13 protein-coding genes are annotated in these 13,437 nt (G+C 72.2%); 3 read left to right on the top strand and 10 right to left on the bottom strand.

The annotated features are described in order from the left end of the window. Positions 1-12: 12 nt before the first annotated feature. Positions 13-813, top strand: a complete 801-nt coding sequence (locus tag ACGH7X_RS28010; protein WP_399889633.1) for a maleylpyruvate isomerase N-terminal domain-containing protein — start codon at positions 13-15, stop codon at positions 811-813. A 63-nt stretch (positions 814-876) separates the two neighbouring features. On the opposite strand, the gene ACGH7X_RS28015 is transcribed toward ACGH7X_RS28010, so the two are convergent. The 7 genes from ACGH7X_RS28015 to ACGH7X_RS28045 form a co-directional block, all read right to left on the bottom strand. Continuing rightward, positions 877-1,590 (bottom strand): LAETG motif-containing sortase-dependent surface protein, encoded by a 714-nt coding sequence (locus ACGH7X_RS28015; protein ID WP_399889636.1) that lies wholly within the window; start codon positions 1,588-1,590, stop codon positions 877-879. Between the two features lie 156 nt (positions 1,591-1,746). Continuing rightward, positions 1,747-2,913, bottom strand: a complete 1,167-nt coding sequence (locus tag ACGH7X_RS28020; RefSeq protein WP_399889639.1) for an LOG family protein — start codon at positions 2,911-2,913, stop codon at positions 1,747-1,749. A gap of 26 nt (positions 2,914-2,939) precedes the next feature. Continuing rightward, positions 2,940-3,347: a VOC family protein gene (locus ACGH7X_RS28025; RefSeq protein WP_399889642.1), complete on the bottom strand. Its 408-nt coding sequence runs from the start codon at positions 3,345-3,347 to the stop codon at positions 2,940-2,942. A 115-nt stretch (positions 3,348-3,462) separates the two neighbouring features. After that, positions 3,463-4,872: a hypothetical protein gene (locus tag ACGH7X_RS28030; RefSeq protein WP_399889645.1), complete on the bottom strand. Its 1,410-nt coding sequence runs from the start codon at positions 4,870-4,872 to the stop codon at positions 3,463-3,465. Next, positions 4,854-5,630, bottom strand: a complete 777-nt coding sequence (locus tag ACGH7X_RS28035) for an ABC transporter ATP-binding protein (RefSeq protein ID WP_399889648.1) — start codon at positions 5,628-5,630, stop codon at positions 4,854-4,856. Before ACGH7X_RS28035 ends, ACGH7X_RS28030 begins: the two co-directional genes overlap by 19 nt. 247 nt (positions 5,631-5,877) lie before the next feature. Further along, the gene (locus ACGH7X_RS28040) at positions 5,878-7,251 is read right to left on the bottom strand and encodes an aspartate aminotransferase family protein (RefSeq protein WP_399889651.1); all 1,374 of its coding nucleotides are present in this window, start codon (positions 7,249-7,251) and stop codon (positions 5,878-5,880) included. A 2-nt stretch (positions 7,252-7,253) separates the two neighbouring features. After that, a complete protein-coding gene (locus ACGH7X_RS28045; RefSeq protein ID WP_399889653.1) occupies positions 7,254-7,769 on the bottom strand; it encodes an Lrp/AsnC family transcriptional regulator in 516 nt (171 codons plus the stop codon). A gap of 167 nt (positions 7,770-7,936) precedes the next feature. On the opposite strand from ACGH7X_RS28045, the gene ACGH7X_RS28050 reads away from it, so the two are divergent. Continuing rightward, on the top strand, positions 7,937-9,376 hold the full coding sequence (locus ACGH7X_RS28050) for a gamma-aminobutyraldehyde dehydrogenase (protein WP_399889656.1): 1,440 nt from the start codon (positions 7,937-7,939) through the stop codon (positions 9,374-9,376). A gap of 113 nt (positions 9,377-9,489) precedes the next feature. Here ACGH7X_RS28050 and ACGH7X_RS28055 read toward each other — a convergent pair whose 3' ends face one another. From ACGH7X_RS28055 to ACGH7X_RS28065, 3 genes are all read right to left on the bottom strand, one after another. Next, complete coding sequence (locus tag ACGH7X_RS28055) at positions 9,490-10,647, bottom strand: serine hydrolase domain-containing protein (RefSeq protein WP_399889659.1); 1,158 nt, start codon at positions 10,645-10,647, stop codon at positions 9,490-9,492. Between the two features lie 116 nt (positions 10,648-10,763). Continuing rightward, complete coding sequence (locus ACGH7X_RS28060) at positions 10,764-11,513, bottom strand: glycerophosphodiester phosphodiesterase (RefSeq protein ID WP_399889662.1); 750 nt, start codon at positions 11,511-11,513, stop codon at positions 10,764-10,766. A gap of 14 nt (positions 11,514-11,527) precedes the next feature. Then, complete coding sequence (locus tag ACGH7X_RS28065; RefSeq protein WP_399889665.1) at positions 11,528-12,691, bottom strand: adenosine deaminase; 1,164 nt, start codon at positions 12,689-12,691, stop codon at positions 11,528-11,530. A 56-nt stretch (positions 12,692-12,747) separates the two neighbouring features. On the opposite strand from ACGH7X_RS28065, the gene ACGH7X_RS28070 reads away from it, so the two are divergent. After that, on the top strand, positions 12,748-13,419 hold the full coding sequence (locus ACGH7X_RS28070; protein ID WP_399889668.1) for a DUF4190 domain-containing protein: 672 nt from the start codon (positions 12,748-12,750) through the stop codon (positions 13,417-13,419). Positions 13,420-13,437 lie beyond the last annotated feature (18 nt).

The following is a 13,437-nucleotide window of genomic DNA, read 5'->3' on the forward strand; positions in this document are numbered from 1 at the left end:
TAGGCTGACGGCATGACACGCCTCACGCACGACCGCTACTGCGACGAGATCGGGCACCAGGTGGGCCGGCTCAGGACGGTGGTCACCTCCGGCGCCGACCTGTCCGCCACGGTGCCGACCTGCCCGGACTGGACCCTGGAGGACCTGGTGCGGCACGTGGGCCGGGCCCTGCGCTGGAGCGGGCTGATCGTCCGCACCCGCGCCGAGCAGGACGTCCCGATGGACCGGGCGCCGGGCGCCGAGGGGCCCGCGGCGACCGGAGACGCGGCGGCGCTGGACGCGTGGCTGGCGGAGTCCGGCGAGGTGGTCGTCGAGGCGCTGCGGGAGGCCGGACCGGACGCGCACGCGTGGTCATGGGCCGGCGTCGACACCACGGGCTTCTGGGCGCGCCGGACGACCCACGAACTCGTCGTCCACGGCGCGGACGCGGCACTGGCGGCGGACCTGCCGCTCCAGGCGGTCGCGCCCGACGTGGCGGCCGACGCGGTCGACGAGTGGCTGGAGATCGTACGGTTCGTGCAGCGGGCCCTGCCCGACGCGGCGGCGAACGAGCTGCGCGCCCCGGGGCGCAGCATCCACCTGCACGCCACCGACACCCCGGCCGAACTGAACGCCGAGTGGATCGTCGGGCTGCCCGACGACGGCATCACCTGGCGCCGCGGCCACGAGAAGGCCACCGCGGCGCTGCGCGGTCCGCTCACGGAGGTGCTGCTGGCCTTCTACGGCCGGCTGCCACTGGACGCCCCGGGACTCGAGGTGCTCGGTGACCGGGGGCTGCTCGAACTCTGGCTGGAGAAGGCGACGTTCGGCTGACACGACGGTGGCCCGCCCCCGACGGGGACGGGCCACTGCCGTGCGTGAAGCAGAGTGCGGGCGTCAGCTGCCGCTGTTCGCTCCGCGACGGCGCAGGCCGAAGAAGACCGCGCCACCACCGACGGCGACCAGGGCCGCCGCGATGCCGGCGATCATGCCGGTGTTGGAGTTGGCACCGGTCTCCGCGAGGTTGGAGTCACCGGCCGCCGGGGACGGGGCGTTGTCGTTCGGCACGGCCGCCGGAGCGGTGCTCTCGTCCTGCGACGGCGCGGGGGCCGAGGTGGACGGCTCGGGGGCCGGGCTCTCCGTCTCGTCGGACGGGGTCGAGGAGCTCTCCGACGGGGTCGGGGTCGGCGTGTCCTCGGTCTTGCAGGGGGTCGACGGGGTCGTGACGTTCGGCTCGATGTCCTCGTCGACGTACTGGGCGGCCTTGACGTGGATGCGGTACTCCGCGTTCGGCTTCCAGTCGGCGGCGAAGGTGATGGTGCTGCCTTCGCGCGTGCCCTTGACCGTCTGCTCGCCGACCTTCTCCGCGTCGGCACCGTTGTTCTGCAGGTAGACGGTGACGCCGGCGGGGACGCCGGCGGGGTCCACGTCGGTGACGGTGATGACACCCTTCTCGCCGTCGCACTTGGCGGCGGCGGAGAACTCGCCGATGTTGCAGGCGAGGGCGGTGCCGGAGGCGCTGAGTGCCAGGGCCGCGGAGGCGGCGACGACGCCGAGGGCGCGGACGCTACGGCGTGATGCCGTACGGCTGATTATGGACAGGACTGCCACTTTTGTCCTTTACGGGAGCGCAGATGCGGGGGGTGGAGAGAGTGCCGACGCTCGATGAGACGACATCAGCACACCCATGAGCCTCACTGGTCTATAAGCGGTGCATAAGAAGTGTCAACGCATATGCCAGTCCCGCTCGTTGACTTTGCCGTCTTATTAACTGCCGACACGTTTCAGTGCCTCGGGCGCCTCCTCGATCCGGTCGACCAGCGCGATCCGGGACTCCATCGCGCGGCCCTTCGCAAGCGAGGTCAGCAACGGCCACGCCGGCAGCGTCCGGGTCCAGTGCTCCCGGTCCACGAGCACCATCGGCGTGGGCTCGCCGCGCGACTCGTAGTAGTTCGGCGTCGCGTTGTCGAAGATCTCCTGGAGGGTGCCGGCCGCGCCCGGCAGGAACACCACGCCCGCGTTGGAGCGGGCCAGCAGGCCGTCCTCGCGGGTCGCGTTGGCGAAGTACTTGGCGATGTGCGCGGCGAAGGCGTTGGGCGGCTCGTGGCCGTAGAACCAGGTCGGAATGCCGACCGAGGCGCCGCCACCGGGCCAGCGTTCGCGCACCTCGAAGGCGGACCGCGCCCAGTCGGTGACGGACGGCGCGAACGACGCGACCTTGGCGAGCAGCATCAGGGCGTCGTCCAGCATCCCGTCGTCGAAGGGGGCCGCGTACGCGCCGAGGTTCGCCGCTTCCATCGCTCCCGGGCCGCCGCCCGTGGCCACGGTGAGACCGGCGCGGGCCAGCTCGCGCCCCAGGCGCGCGGCGCCCGCGTACTCCCGGGTGCCGCGCGCCATGGCGTGTCCGCCCATGACGCCCACCACCCGGGCGCCGGCGACGAGTTCGTCCAGCGCGTCGGACACGGCGTCGTCGTGGATCGCGCGCAGCATGGAGGCGAAGACGTCCCCGTCGGTCCTGGTCTGCTGGAACCAGTCGTAGGCGAGGGCGTCCGGTGTCGCCTCGTAGCCCTCGTCGAGGGAGGCGTACAGCTCGCCGGGGGAGTAGAGGCCGCCCCGGTAGGGGTCGACGGGCAGGCCCGGTATGGGCGGGAAGACCAGGGCGCCGGCGGCCCGCACCCGGGCGGCGGCGTCGGGGTCCATCGGGCAGCCGAGGAAGACGGCGCCCGTGGGGTCCGAGGCGAGCAGGGCGTCCGTACGGGCCGTCAGATCGACGGCCTGGACGCGGTGATGGGCGAGGGTGCCGTGCGCCGAGACGACCCGGTCGAACTCGGCGAGGCTCTCGATCTCCCGGTCGTGGGAGGCGTGGTGGGACTGGAAACGGGACGGTGACCCGGGCTGTGGGCGGGCCTTGGGCTGGGCGGGTGTCGGATCCACCCGCCCATGCTAGGCATGCGCCCGGATCAGCCCTGGACCGCGGCCGGGTCCATCCACACGACCTCGAAGGTGTGGCCGTCGAGGTCGTCGAAGGCACGGCCGTACATGAAGCCGTGGTCCTGGGTCTCGCCGGTGACCGAGCCGCCGGCCGCGACCGCCTTCTCCACCAGCTCGTCGACCTTCGCGCGGCTCTCGGCGCTCAGCGCGATCAGCACCTCGCTGGACTTCGCCGAGTCCACGATCTCCTTCTTCGTGAACTCCCGGTACTTCTGCGGGGTGTGCACCATCACGACGATGGTCTCGCTGAGCGGGATGGAGGCGGTGGTGTCGTCGCTGAACTGGGCGTTGATCTCGTACCCCAGCTCGGTGAAGAACTTCTTGGAGGCGTCGAGGTCGTTGGTGGCCAGGTTCAGGAAGATCATCTGCTGGTACATGGGGGCCTCTCCCGTCGGGGCGCTGCTGTTGTCGTGCCGTTCGAAGGGGTAGACGGGACTGGCCCGCGGAACTCATCGCCGGTTCGCGATTTTCTTCGAGGAGTCGTCCGCGGGGTCAGTGGTCCAGTGGCAGCGCCGCCAGCACCGCGACGACCAGGGTCAGCGGACCGAACAGGGCGAGCAGGGCGGCGGCGCGTACGGCGGCGGCGGCGCGCAGGGTCGTCGGGGGCGCGCCAAGGCGCAGCAGGGCGTCCGTGGTGTCGGCACGGGCGTGCCTGGCCTCGACGGCCGCGGTGAGGAGGGTGGCCACCGTGCAGCCCGCCACGAGGAGGGCGCCCAGGGTGCTCAGTGGGCCGAAGGCCGGTCCGTCGCCGTCGTAGACCGTGGTGGACACGTACGCCGCGGCGGCCACGGCGGCCACGACGCCCAGGGGACGGCCGATGCGGTGCGACTCCTCCATGAGGACACGGCCGGCCAGGAGGCGCAGGGCGCCGGGGCGGGCTGCCTGGAGCAGGCGGCCGCACAGCTGGGTGAGGCCGGGCCCGGCAAGGGCGAGCCCCAGGGCGGTGAGGGCCCAGCCGATCAGGACACCGGCCGAGGGGGCGGTGCCGGGAGCGGGCGCGTCGGCCGCGTTGCCGGTGTAGGTCTCGACGGTGAGGCCCGCGGCGAGTACGGCGATGCCCCAGGGGAGGACGGTGCTGTTCTGGGGGCGGGGCGCCGGCTCGGGCGGGTCGTCCGGCGTCCGCGTGGCGCCGTCGGCCCCGGTCGCCGTCGCGGTGGCGGTCGCCGTTTCGGCTGCCGCTGCGGGTGCCGCTGCCGGGTGGGCGTCACCGACCTGCGTCAGCAGGGTGCCTTCCCCGGGAGGGGCATCGGCGGCGGCACGGGCGCCCGCGGGCTCGGCGGCGCGGGCGCCGAAGCGGCCGTAGGCGCCGAAGGTCTCGCGGGCCTTGCCCCAGCCGTACGCGCCGAAGCGGCCGTACCCGCGGGGGGCGTTGGCCCGGGTGGGCCGCGCCTCGCGGGGGCGCAGCGTGTGGGCCACCGCGGCCGACGCGACGGCCGGTACGAGGGTCAGCAGGGTCAGGGTGGCCGGGGCGGGGAGGGACGGGCCGACGGCCAGGGCGTCCGCCGCCACGCCGTCGAAGGGCAGGCCGCCCGGCAGGTCACCGCGCAGGTGGAGGTAGACGAGCAGGGCCGCCGCCGAACCGAGTACGCCGGACAGGGCCGTGGTCGTCGCCGAGACGGCCATCAGGCGGCCCGGTCCCAGGCCGATCGCCGACAGTCCCGAGCGGGGCCGGGTACCGGGGTCGGTGCGGGCGACCGCGACGGCGAGGTACACCGTGGCGGCGAGGGGGGCCGCGCACCAGGCCAGGCGGAGGGCGGAGGCGCCGGCCGCGTCGGGGTGGCTCAGCGCGTGTCCGAGGGCGCACAGCAGCAGGAAGCCCGTGCCCGCCGAGGCCACCGCGACCAGCAGGCGGCGCAGGTGGACGGCGAGGTGGGCCGTGCGGGTCAGGCGGAGAGCGAGCACGCCGCCAGGCCTTCCGTTCCGGCGGACCCGGTGGTCCCCGTGGCCACCGCGGTCTCGGCGAGCGGGGGCAGGTGCACGGTCCGTACCCGCCGCCCGTCCAGCAGCGCGATCGCGCGGTCGGCCAAGGCGGCGGTCTGCGCCTCGTGGGTGGCGAGCAGGACGGTGATGCCGTGCGAGCGGGCCGCCGTGGTGAGCGTCCTGAGGACGTGGGCGCGGTCGGCGCGGTGCAGGGGCGCCGTCGGCTCGTCGGCGAAGAGGACCGCCGGGGCGACGGCGAGCGCGCGGGCGATGCACACGCGCTGCCGCTCGGCCTGCTGGAGTTCGTGCGGGCGCCTGCGCGCCTTGTCGCCGACGTCGAGGCGGTCCAGCCACTCGAGCGCGGCGGTCTTGGCCCGGCGCCGGCCGGTGCCGCGCAGCATCAGGGGAAGCGCCGCGTTCTCCCAGGCGTTCAGCTCCGGGACGAGTACCGGGGCGGGATCGATCCAGCCGAAGCGGTCGCGGCGCAGCCGTTCGCGGCTGAGGGGACCCATGGTGTGCACCGGCACACTGTTGAACCACACCTCGCCGTCCTGCGGCCTCACCAGCCCGGACAGACAGCGCAACAGCGTGGTCTTGCCGCTGCCGCGCGGGCCGCTCACGGCGAGGATCTCGCCCTCGCGCACGCCGAGCGACACGCCTTGCAGCGCGGGGGAGCCGTCGTGGTGCTGGAAGTGCAGGGCGCGGGCCCAGAGCACGTCGTTGTCCGGCGGAGCCTCCATGGGCGTACACCTCGGTTCTGATCCGTATTTCCCCGGTCACATCCCCCTTCCGGGGGAACGAAGACGGGGCCGATCGGTCACTGGGCACGCTAGGCAGTCCCTGGAGGGAGGCCGGACAGCACGGGGCCCCGGGCCGCCGTGTCTCACTCGAACGGGCGGCGCCGGGGCCGGGGTGATCATCCGAAAGGAAGATCGGGACCAGAAGCCCGGGACCAGAAGCCCGGACCAGAAGCCCGGGGTCCTGTGATCAGAGCTTCGTCCACGCCTCCGTGAGCGTGGCGCGCAGGATCTGCTCGATCTCGTCGAAGGTCTCCTGGTGGGAGATCAGCGGCGGGGCGAGCTGGATGACCGGGTCGCCGCGGTCGTCGGCGCGGCAGTAAAGGCCGTTGTCGAAGAGCTTCTTGGAGAGGAAGCCGTACAGGACGCGCTCGGTCTCCTCCTCGTTGAAGGACTCCTTGGTGGTCTTGTCCTTGACCAGCTCGATGCCGTAGAAGAAGCCGTTGCCGCGGACGTCGCCGACGATCGGCAGGTCGTGCAGCTTCTCGAGGGTGGCGCGGAAGGCGCCCTCGTTGTCGAGGACGTGCTGGTTGAGGCCCTCGCGCTCGAAGAGGTCGAGGTTGGCGATGCCCACCGCGGCGGAGACCGGGTGGCCGCCGAAGGTGTAGCCGTGCAGGAAGGTGTTGTCGCCCTTGTAGAACGGCTCCGCCAGGCGGTCGGAGATGACGCAGGCGCCGATCGGGGAGTAGCCCGAGGTCATGCCCTTGGCGCAGGTGATCATGTCCGGGACGTAGCCGAACTTGTCGCAGGCGAAGGTCGTGCCCAGGCGGCCGAAGGCGCAGATGACCTCGTCCGAGACGAGCAGCACGTCGTACTGGTCGCAGATCTCGCGCACCCGCTGGAAGTAGCCGGGCGGGGGCGGGAAGCAGCCGCCGGCGTTCTGCACGGGCTCCAGGAAGACGGCCGCGACGGTGTCCGGGCCCTCGAACAGGATCTGCTGCTCGATCTGGTCGGCGGCCCAGCGGCCGAAGGCCTCGGGGTCGTCGCCGAAGAGCGGGGCGCGGTAGATGTTGGTGTTCGGCACCTTGTGCGCGCCCGGGACGAGCGGCTCGAAGGGGGCCTTGAGCGCGGGCAGGCCGGTGATGGACAGGGCGCCCTGCGGGGTGCCGTGGTAGGCGACCGCGCGGGAGATGACCTTGTACTTGGTCGGCTTGCCGGTCAGCTTGAAGTACTGCTTGGCGAGCTTCCAGGCGGTCTCGACCGCCTCGCCGCCGCCGGTGGTGAAGAAGACCTTGTTCAGGTCGCCGGGAGCCTCGCCCGCCAGGCGCTCGGCCAGCTCGACGGCCTTGGGGTGGGCGTAGGACCACACCGGGAAGAAGGCGAGCTCCTGCGCCTGCTTCGCGGCGGCTTCGGCCAGCTCCGTGCGGCCGTGTCCGGCCTGGACCACGAACAGGCCGGCGAGACCGTCGAGGTAGCGCTTGCCCTTGTCGTCGTAGATGTGGGTGCCCTCACCGCGGACGATGGTGGGGACGGGGGCGTTCTCGTACGACGACATGCGGGTGAAGTGCATCCACAGGTGGTCGTACGCGGTGCGACTGAGGTCCTTGGGGCTGTCGGTGCTCACGATTATCGGGTTCCCCACATATAGGTCTGCTTCTTGAGCTTGAGGTAGACGAAGCTCTCGGTGGAGCGCACTCCGGGCACGGCCCGGATGCGACGGTTGATGACCTCCAGGAGGTGGTCGTCGTCCTCGCAGACGACCTCCACCATCAGGTCGAAGGAGCCCGCGGTCATCACCACGTACTCGCATTCCGACATGGCCGACAGCGCCTCGGCGACGGACTCCACGTCCCCCTCGACACTGACGCCGACCATCGCCTGGCGCCGGAAGCCCACGGTGAGCGGGTCGGTGACGGCGACGATCTGCATCACGCCCTGGTCGAGGAGCTTCTGGACGCGCTGGCGCACGGCCGCCTCCGACAGGCCGACGGCCTTGCCGATGGCGGCGTACGGCCGTCGGCCGTCCTCCTGGAGCTGCTCGACGATGGCGAGGGAGACGGCGTCCAACTGGGGTCCGCCGTTCCTGGACTCGCGGGAGCCCTTCTGGTCTGCGCTTCGACTGGCCACGGCCTCACTGTGCACGACGTCTCGACAGTTTCGCAAGGCCGGATCGATGAAATTCGTTGTTTGAATCGTCTGAGTCTGCGGATTTCGCACACCAGAGGCGACCGGGGGTGTTGAAAACGTCGGGACTCCGTTTAGGGTGGTGTCTCAGTTACTGGACACCCGAACGACTTGGAGGGCCGGCAGTGAGCACCGAGCTGCGTCGTCTGCGTAATTACATCGACGGTGAGTTCCGGGACGCCGCCGACGGACGGACCACGGAGGTGGTCAACCCCGCGACGGGCGAGGCCTACGCGACCGCCCCCCTGTCCGGCCGGGCGGACGTCGACGCCGCGATGGCGGCCGCCGCCGCGGCCTTCCCGGCCTGGCGCGACACCACCCCGGCCGAGCGGCAGAAGGCCCTGCTGAAGATCGCGGACGCGTTCGAGGAGCGGGCCGAGGAACTGATCGCGGCCGAGGTGGAGAACACGGGCAAGCCCATCGGGCTGACCCGCTCCGAGGAGATCCCGCCGATGGTCGACCAGATCCGCTTCTTCGCGGGCGCGGCGCGGATGCTCGAGGGACGCGGTGCCGGTGAGTACATGGAGGGCCTGACGTCCTTCGTGCGGCGCGAGCCGATCGGCGTCTGCGCGCAGGTCGCGCCGTGGAACTACCCGATGATGATGGCCGTGTGGAAGTTCGCCCCGGCGCTCGCCGCAGGCAACACGGTCGTCCTCAAGCCCTCGGACACCACCCCCGCGTCCACGGCCCTGATGGCCGACATCATCGGCTCCGTCGTCCCCAAGGGTGTCTTCAACGTCGTCTGCGGCGACCGCGACACCGGCCGCCTGATGGTCGAGCACGAGACCCCGGCGATGGCCTCCATCACCGGCTCCGTGCGGGCCGGCATGTCGGTCGCCGAGTCGGCGTCGAAGGACCTCAAGCGGGTCCACCTGGAGCTGGGCGGCAAGGCCCCGGTCGTCGTCTTCGAGGACACCGACATCCCCAAGGCCGTCGAGGACATCTCGGTCGCGGGCTACTTCAACGCCGGCCAGGACTGTACGGCGGCCACCCGCGTGCTCGTCCACGAGTCGATCCACGACGAGTTCGTCAGCGCCCTCGCGAAGGCGGCGGCCGAGACCAAGACCGGCCTGCCGGACGACGAGGACGTGCTGTACGGCCCGCTCAACAACCCCAACCAGCTCAAGCAGGTCACCGGGTTCATCGAGCGCCTGCCCGCGCACGCCAAGGTCGAGGCGGGCGGCCACCGGGTCGGCGACAAGGGCTACTTCTACGCCCCGACCGTTGTCTCCGGGCTCAAGCAGGACGACGAGATCATCCAGCAGGAGGTCTTCGGGCCCGTCATCACCGTCCAGTCCTTCCGTGACGAGGACCAGGCGGTCGAGTGGGCCAACGGCGTCGAGTACGCGCTGGCCTCCTCGGTGTGGACCAAGGACCACGGCCGCGCCATGCGGATGTCCAAGAAGCTGGACTTCGGCTGTGTGTGGATCAACACCCACATCCCGCTGGTCGCGGAGATGCCGCACGGCGGCTTCAAGAAGTCCGGCTACGGCAAGGACCTGTCGTCGTACGGCTTCGACGACTACACCCGGATCAAGCACGTGATGACGTCCCTCGACGTCTGACGGTCTGACGGTCTGACCGGCAGACGGTCAGACGGACCCGGTGTGCGCGCGGCCCCGGACGGAAGCCTCCGTCCGGGGCCGCGCCGCGCCGGTGTCGCGGCGGCCGACGGTGGCTACTTCAGCGCGGCCGCGGTGATCGCGTCGAGCACCGGGTTGGGCTCCGCGCCCTTGGCGTCCGTGGCGTTGACCGAGTAGACGAGGGTGCGGCTCAGGTCGCGGGTGGCGCCGATGAGCGCGCTGTACCCGTAGCGGGACCCCGACTTGCCCCAGAAGACCCCGTCACCCACCTTCTTGTACTGCAGTCCCGCGCTGTAGGTCGCGTCCGGGAGGTTCGCCGGGGTCGTGAACATCTCCTCCAGTTGCGGCTCGGGCACGATCCGCCCCCGGAACAGCGACGTGAGCAGCCGCTCCAGGTCGGCGGTCGTCGAGATCATGTCACCGGCCGCCCAGCGGTCCGCGTGGTTCCACTCGGTCACGTCGAGCAGCTGCGTCGTCCCGTCCGGCCGCTCCACCGCCTGGTAACCCCGGTTGTGCGGGCCCCGGATGCGCGGGTCGGTGCCGGGGAAGTACGTGTGCCGCATCCCGGCCGGGCGCAGGACCAGGCGCGTGGCCTCGTCGGCGTACGAGCGGCCCGTCACCTTCTCGATCAGCAGGCCGAGGATCGTGTAGTTGATGTTCAGGTAGTGCTGCTGCTTGCCGGGGTCGAACTCCGGCCCCTTCGCGATGGCCGACGCCGCGACCCGCTGCGGGGGGAGCGTGTCGAAGCGGTGCGCGTACACCTCCGCGAAGTCGTCGCCGAGCCCGTCGCCCGCCTGGATGCCGCTGGTGTGGTTCAGCAACCGCCGTACGCTGATCGGCTCGTCGAAGGCCGGCGTGAACAGGTCGGGAAGGTAGCGCTGCGCCGGCGCGTCCAGGTCGACCCGGCCCTGCGCCGCGAGCCGCAGCACGGTGGCGGCCGTGACCACCTTGGTGACCGAACCGGCCCGGAAGAGGGCGCCCGGATACGCCGGCCGGCCACCGGACAGATCGCGCACGCCCGCGCTGCCGCGCCAGCTGCCGCCGGTGCCGCCGACCCGTACGAGGGCGGCCGTGGCGTGGTCGCTCGGGACCATGCCGAGGGCGGCGCGCAGCGCCTTCCCGTCCGGTCCGTCCGAGCGGTGCGTGGCGGCCGCCGCGGTGGGGGGCGCGGCGAACGCGGGCGCCGCCAGCGGTCCGGCGGACAGGGCGAGCACCAGGGAAGCGGCGAGGACGGAGGAGGTACGGGCACGCATCGACGACTCCAGGGATCCGGGACGGGACGGTCGCCGATCATCCTCGTGCGCCGTCCGCCACGCCGGATCGTCGCGGGGGAGGGCCCCCGCCCCGAAGCGGAGGTCGGGGAACTCCCTTACGTGTCGCGGGACTTGTGCGGGATCGCCCTTACGGGACGTGCCGCGGGATCCGCATGCGCGTCGCGCAGGGCGCACAGGACGTCGATGCGGTTGGTCGTGATCGAGTCGACGCCCAGGGCGTGCAGGCGGCGCATGGCGCGGCGCGTGTCGGGGGTCCACACGGACAGCAGGAGGCCGTCGCCGTGGACGCGGTCGGCCAGCGCCCGGTCCACCAGTCCGAACCGGTAGTTGAGCCACCGCGGCCGGACCGCCGCAAGGAGCGCGGGCCGGGGCGGAGCCGTCGTCGTCCAGGTCATGGCGATCTCGGCGGCGGGGTCGGCGGCCCGCACGGCGAGCATCGCCGCGGCACCCGCGGTGTAGTACACCCGGTCCCGCGCCCCGCACTCGCGGACCACGTCCACGACGCGCCGCACCGCGCGCTCGCCCGGCGCCCCCGGCAGGTCGAGCATCAGCCGGCTGCCCTCGGTCGCCGCCAGTGCCTCGGCGAGGGTCGGCACCCGGCCCGCCGTCAGCCCGCGCACCTCGTCCGCGGACAGGGAGCGCAGCGGCCGGTCCTGCTGCCACAGCCGTTTGAGCGTCTCGTCGTGCAGCAGCACCGGTACGCCGTCCCGGGTGAGGCGCACGTCGGTCTCGACCGCGTCCGCGCCGCGGTCCAGGGCGGAACGAAGCGAGTCGATCGTGTTCTCGCGGTGCCGGTAGGGGTCGCCGCGGTGGGCCACGGCGGTCAGGTCGCGCGGGGTCTTCATGGTGGCGGCAACTCTCAGGAGGCGAGCCAGGCGGCGGTGTACGTGTCGATCTCGTCCTTGATCCGCGCCTTGCCCGGCGCGTCGAGGAAGGACGCCTCGACGCCGTTTGTCGCCAGGTCGGCGAGTCCCCGCTCGTCGAGGTCGAGGAGGCGGGCGGCGACGGCGTACTCGTTGTTGAGGTCGGTGCCGAACATCGGCGGGTCGTCGGAGTTGATCGTCACCAGGACACCGGCGTGGGTGAACTCCTTGAGCGGGTGCTCGTCCAGGGTGCGCACCGCCCGGGTGGCGATGTTCGAGGTCGGGCACACCTCCAGCGGAATCCGGTGCTCGGCGAGGTGGGCCAGCAGCTTCGGGTCCTGCGCGGAACTGGTGCCGTGCCCGATGCGCTCGGCGCGCAGTGCGGTGAGGGCGTCCCACACCGTCTGCGGTCCCGTGGTCTCGCCGGCGTGCGGCACCGAGTGCAGGCCGGCGGCGATCGCCCGGTCGAAGTACGGCTTGAACTGCGGCCGGCCGACCCCGATCTCGGGCCCGCCGAGTCCGAAGGAGACCAGGCCCTCCGGGCGCAGCCGGTCGTCGGTGGCGAGCCGCGCCGTCTCCTCGGCGGACTCCAGACCGGCCTCGCCCGGAATGTCGAAGCACCAGCGCAGCACGGTCCCGAACTCGGCCTCCGCCGCCTTGCGGGCGTCCTCGATCGCCTCCATGAAGGCGCCCTCGTCGATGCCGCGCCGGGTGGAGGAGAACGGGGTGATGGTCAGCTCGGCGTACCGCACCTGCTGCCGGGCCATGTCCCGGGCCACCTCGTAGGTCAGCAGCCGTACGTCCTCCGGGGTGCGGATCAGGTCGACGACGGACAGGTACACGTCGATGAAGTGCGCGAAGTCCGTGAACGTGAAGTAGTCGACCAGTGCCTCGGGGTCGGTGGGAACCTTGGAGTCGGGGTGGCGCGCGGCCAGTTCCGAGACGATGCGCGGGGAGGCGGAACCCACGTGGTGGACGTGCAGTTCGGCCTTGGGCAGCCCGGCGATGAAGGCGTGCAGGTCGCGCGGGACGTCGGGGTCGACGAGGTGCTCGGTCAAGGGTTCCTCCCCAAAGCGGCGCCCCGGGCCGCGCACGGGCGGCGGTGGAGCGCGGGTGATCGGCTGATCGATGGTTCGGGGATCATCGTAGGCCGGTCTCACGCCGGGCGGCCCGGGACCGTAGCATGACGGGCACGAACGACCCAGGGGGGCAAGGCATGACGGACTCGATACAGCCGGGCGGGGACTCCGCCGGTGGTCACGACCCCTGGGCGCCCCCGGAGAGCGGGCCGTCCCTGGACAAGGGTGCGGGTGCGGGCGCCGGGCAGCAGCCCCAGGAGCCGCCCCGGCCTCCCGTCGCCGACACACCGCCCTGGCAGCCGCCGCCGGTCCACGACCAGGCCACGGTCACCTCGATGCCGAACGCCGGGTTCGGCGCCCCCGACTCCGCGGTCCCGCCGCCGCCTCTCGCGCCCGGTGGTCCCGGCGGCGTCCCGGGCGGCTACGGCTACCCCGGATACGGTCAGGGCTACGGCTGGCCCGGCATGCCGATGCCCCCGCAGAACGGCATGGGCACCGCGTCGATGGTGCTGGGCATCCTCGCCTGCGCCCTGTTCTGCCTGTACGGCGTGGTCTCCCTGGTGCTCGGCATCCTCGCCGTGGTCTTCGGCGTCAAGGGCCGGCGGAAGGCCGAGCGCGGCCTGGCCAACAACCACGGGCAGGCGCAGGCCGGGTTCGTCATGGGCATCGTGGGCATCATCCTCGGCATCGCCGTGATCCTGCTGATCGCCATCGGCATCACCGCCGCCATCAACGACGACTCGGACTACGACGACCCCTACTACGGGTCCGCGCGCCCGGTGCCGGTCTCCGCGGCGGCGGAAAGCTGAACCCTCCCCACCAGGGAC

The organism is Streptomyces sp. BBFR51, assembly GCF_044591655.1.
Taxonomy (GTDB): Bacteria; Actinomycetota; Actinomycetes; order Streptomycetales; family Streptomycetaceae; genus Streptomyces.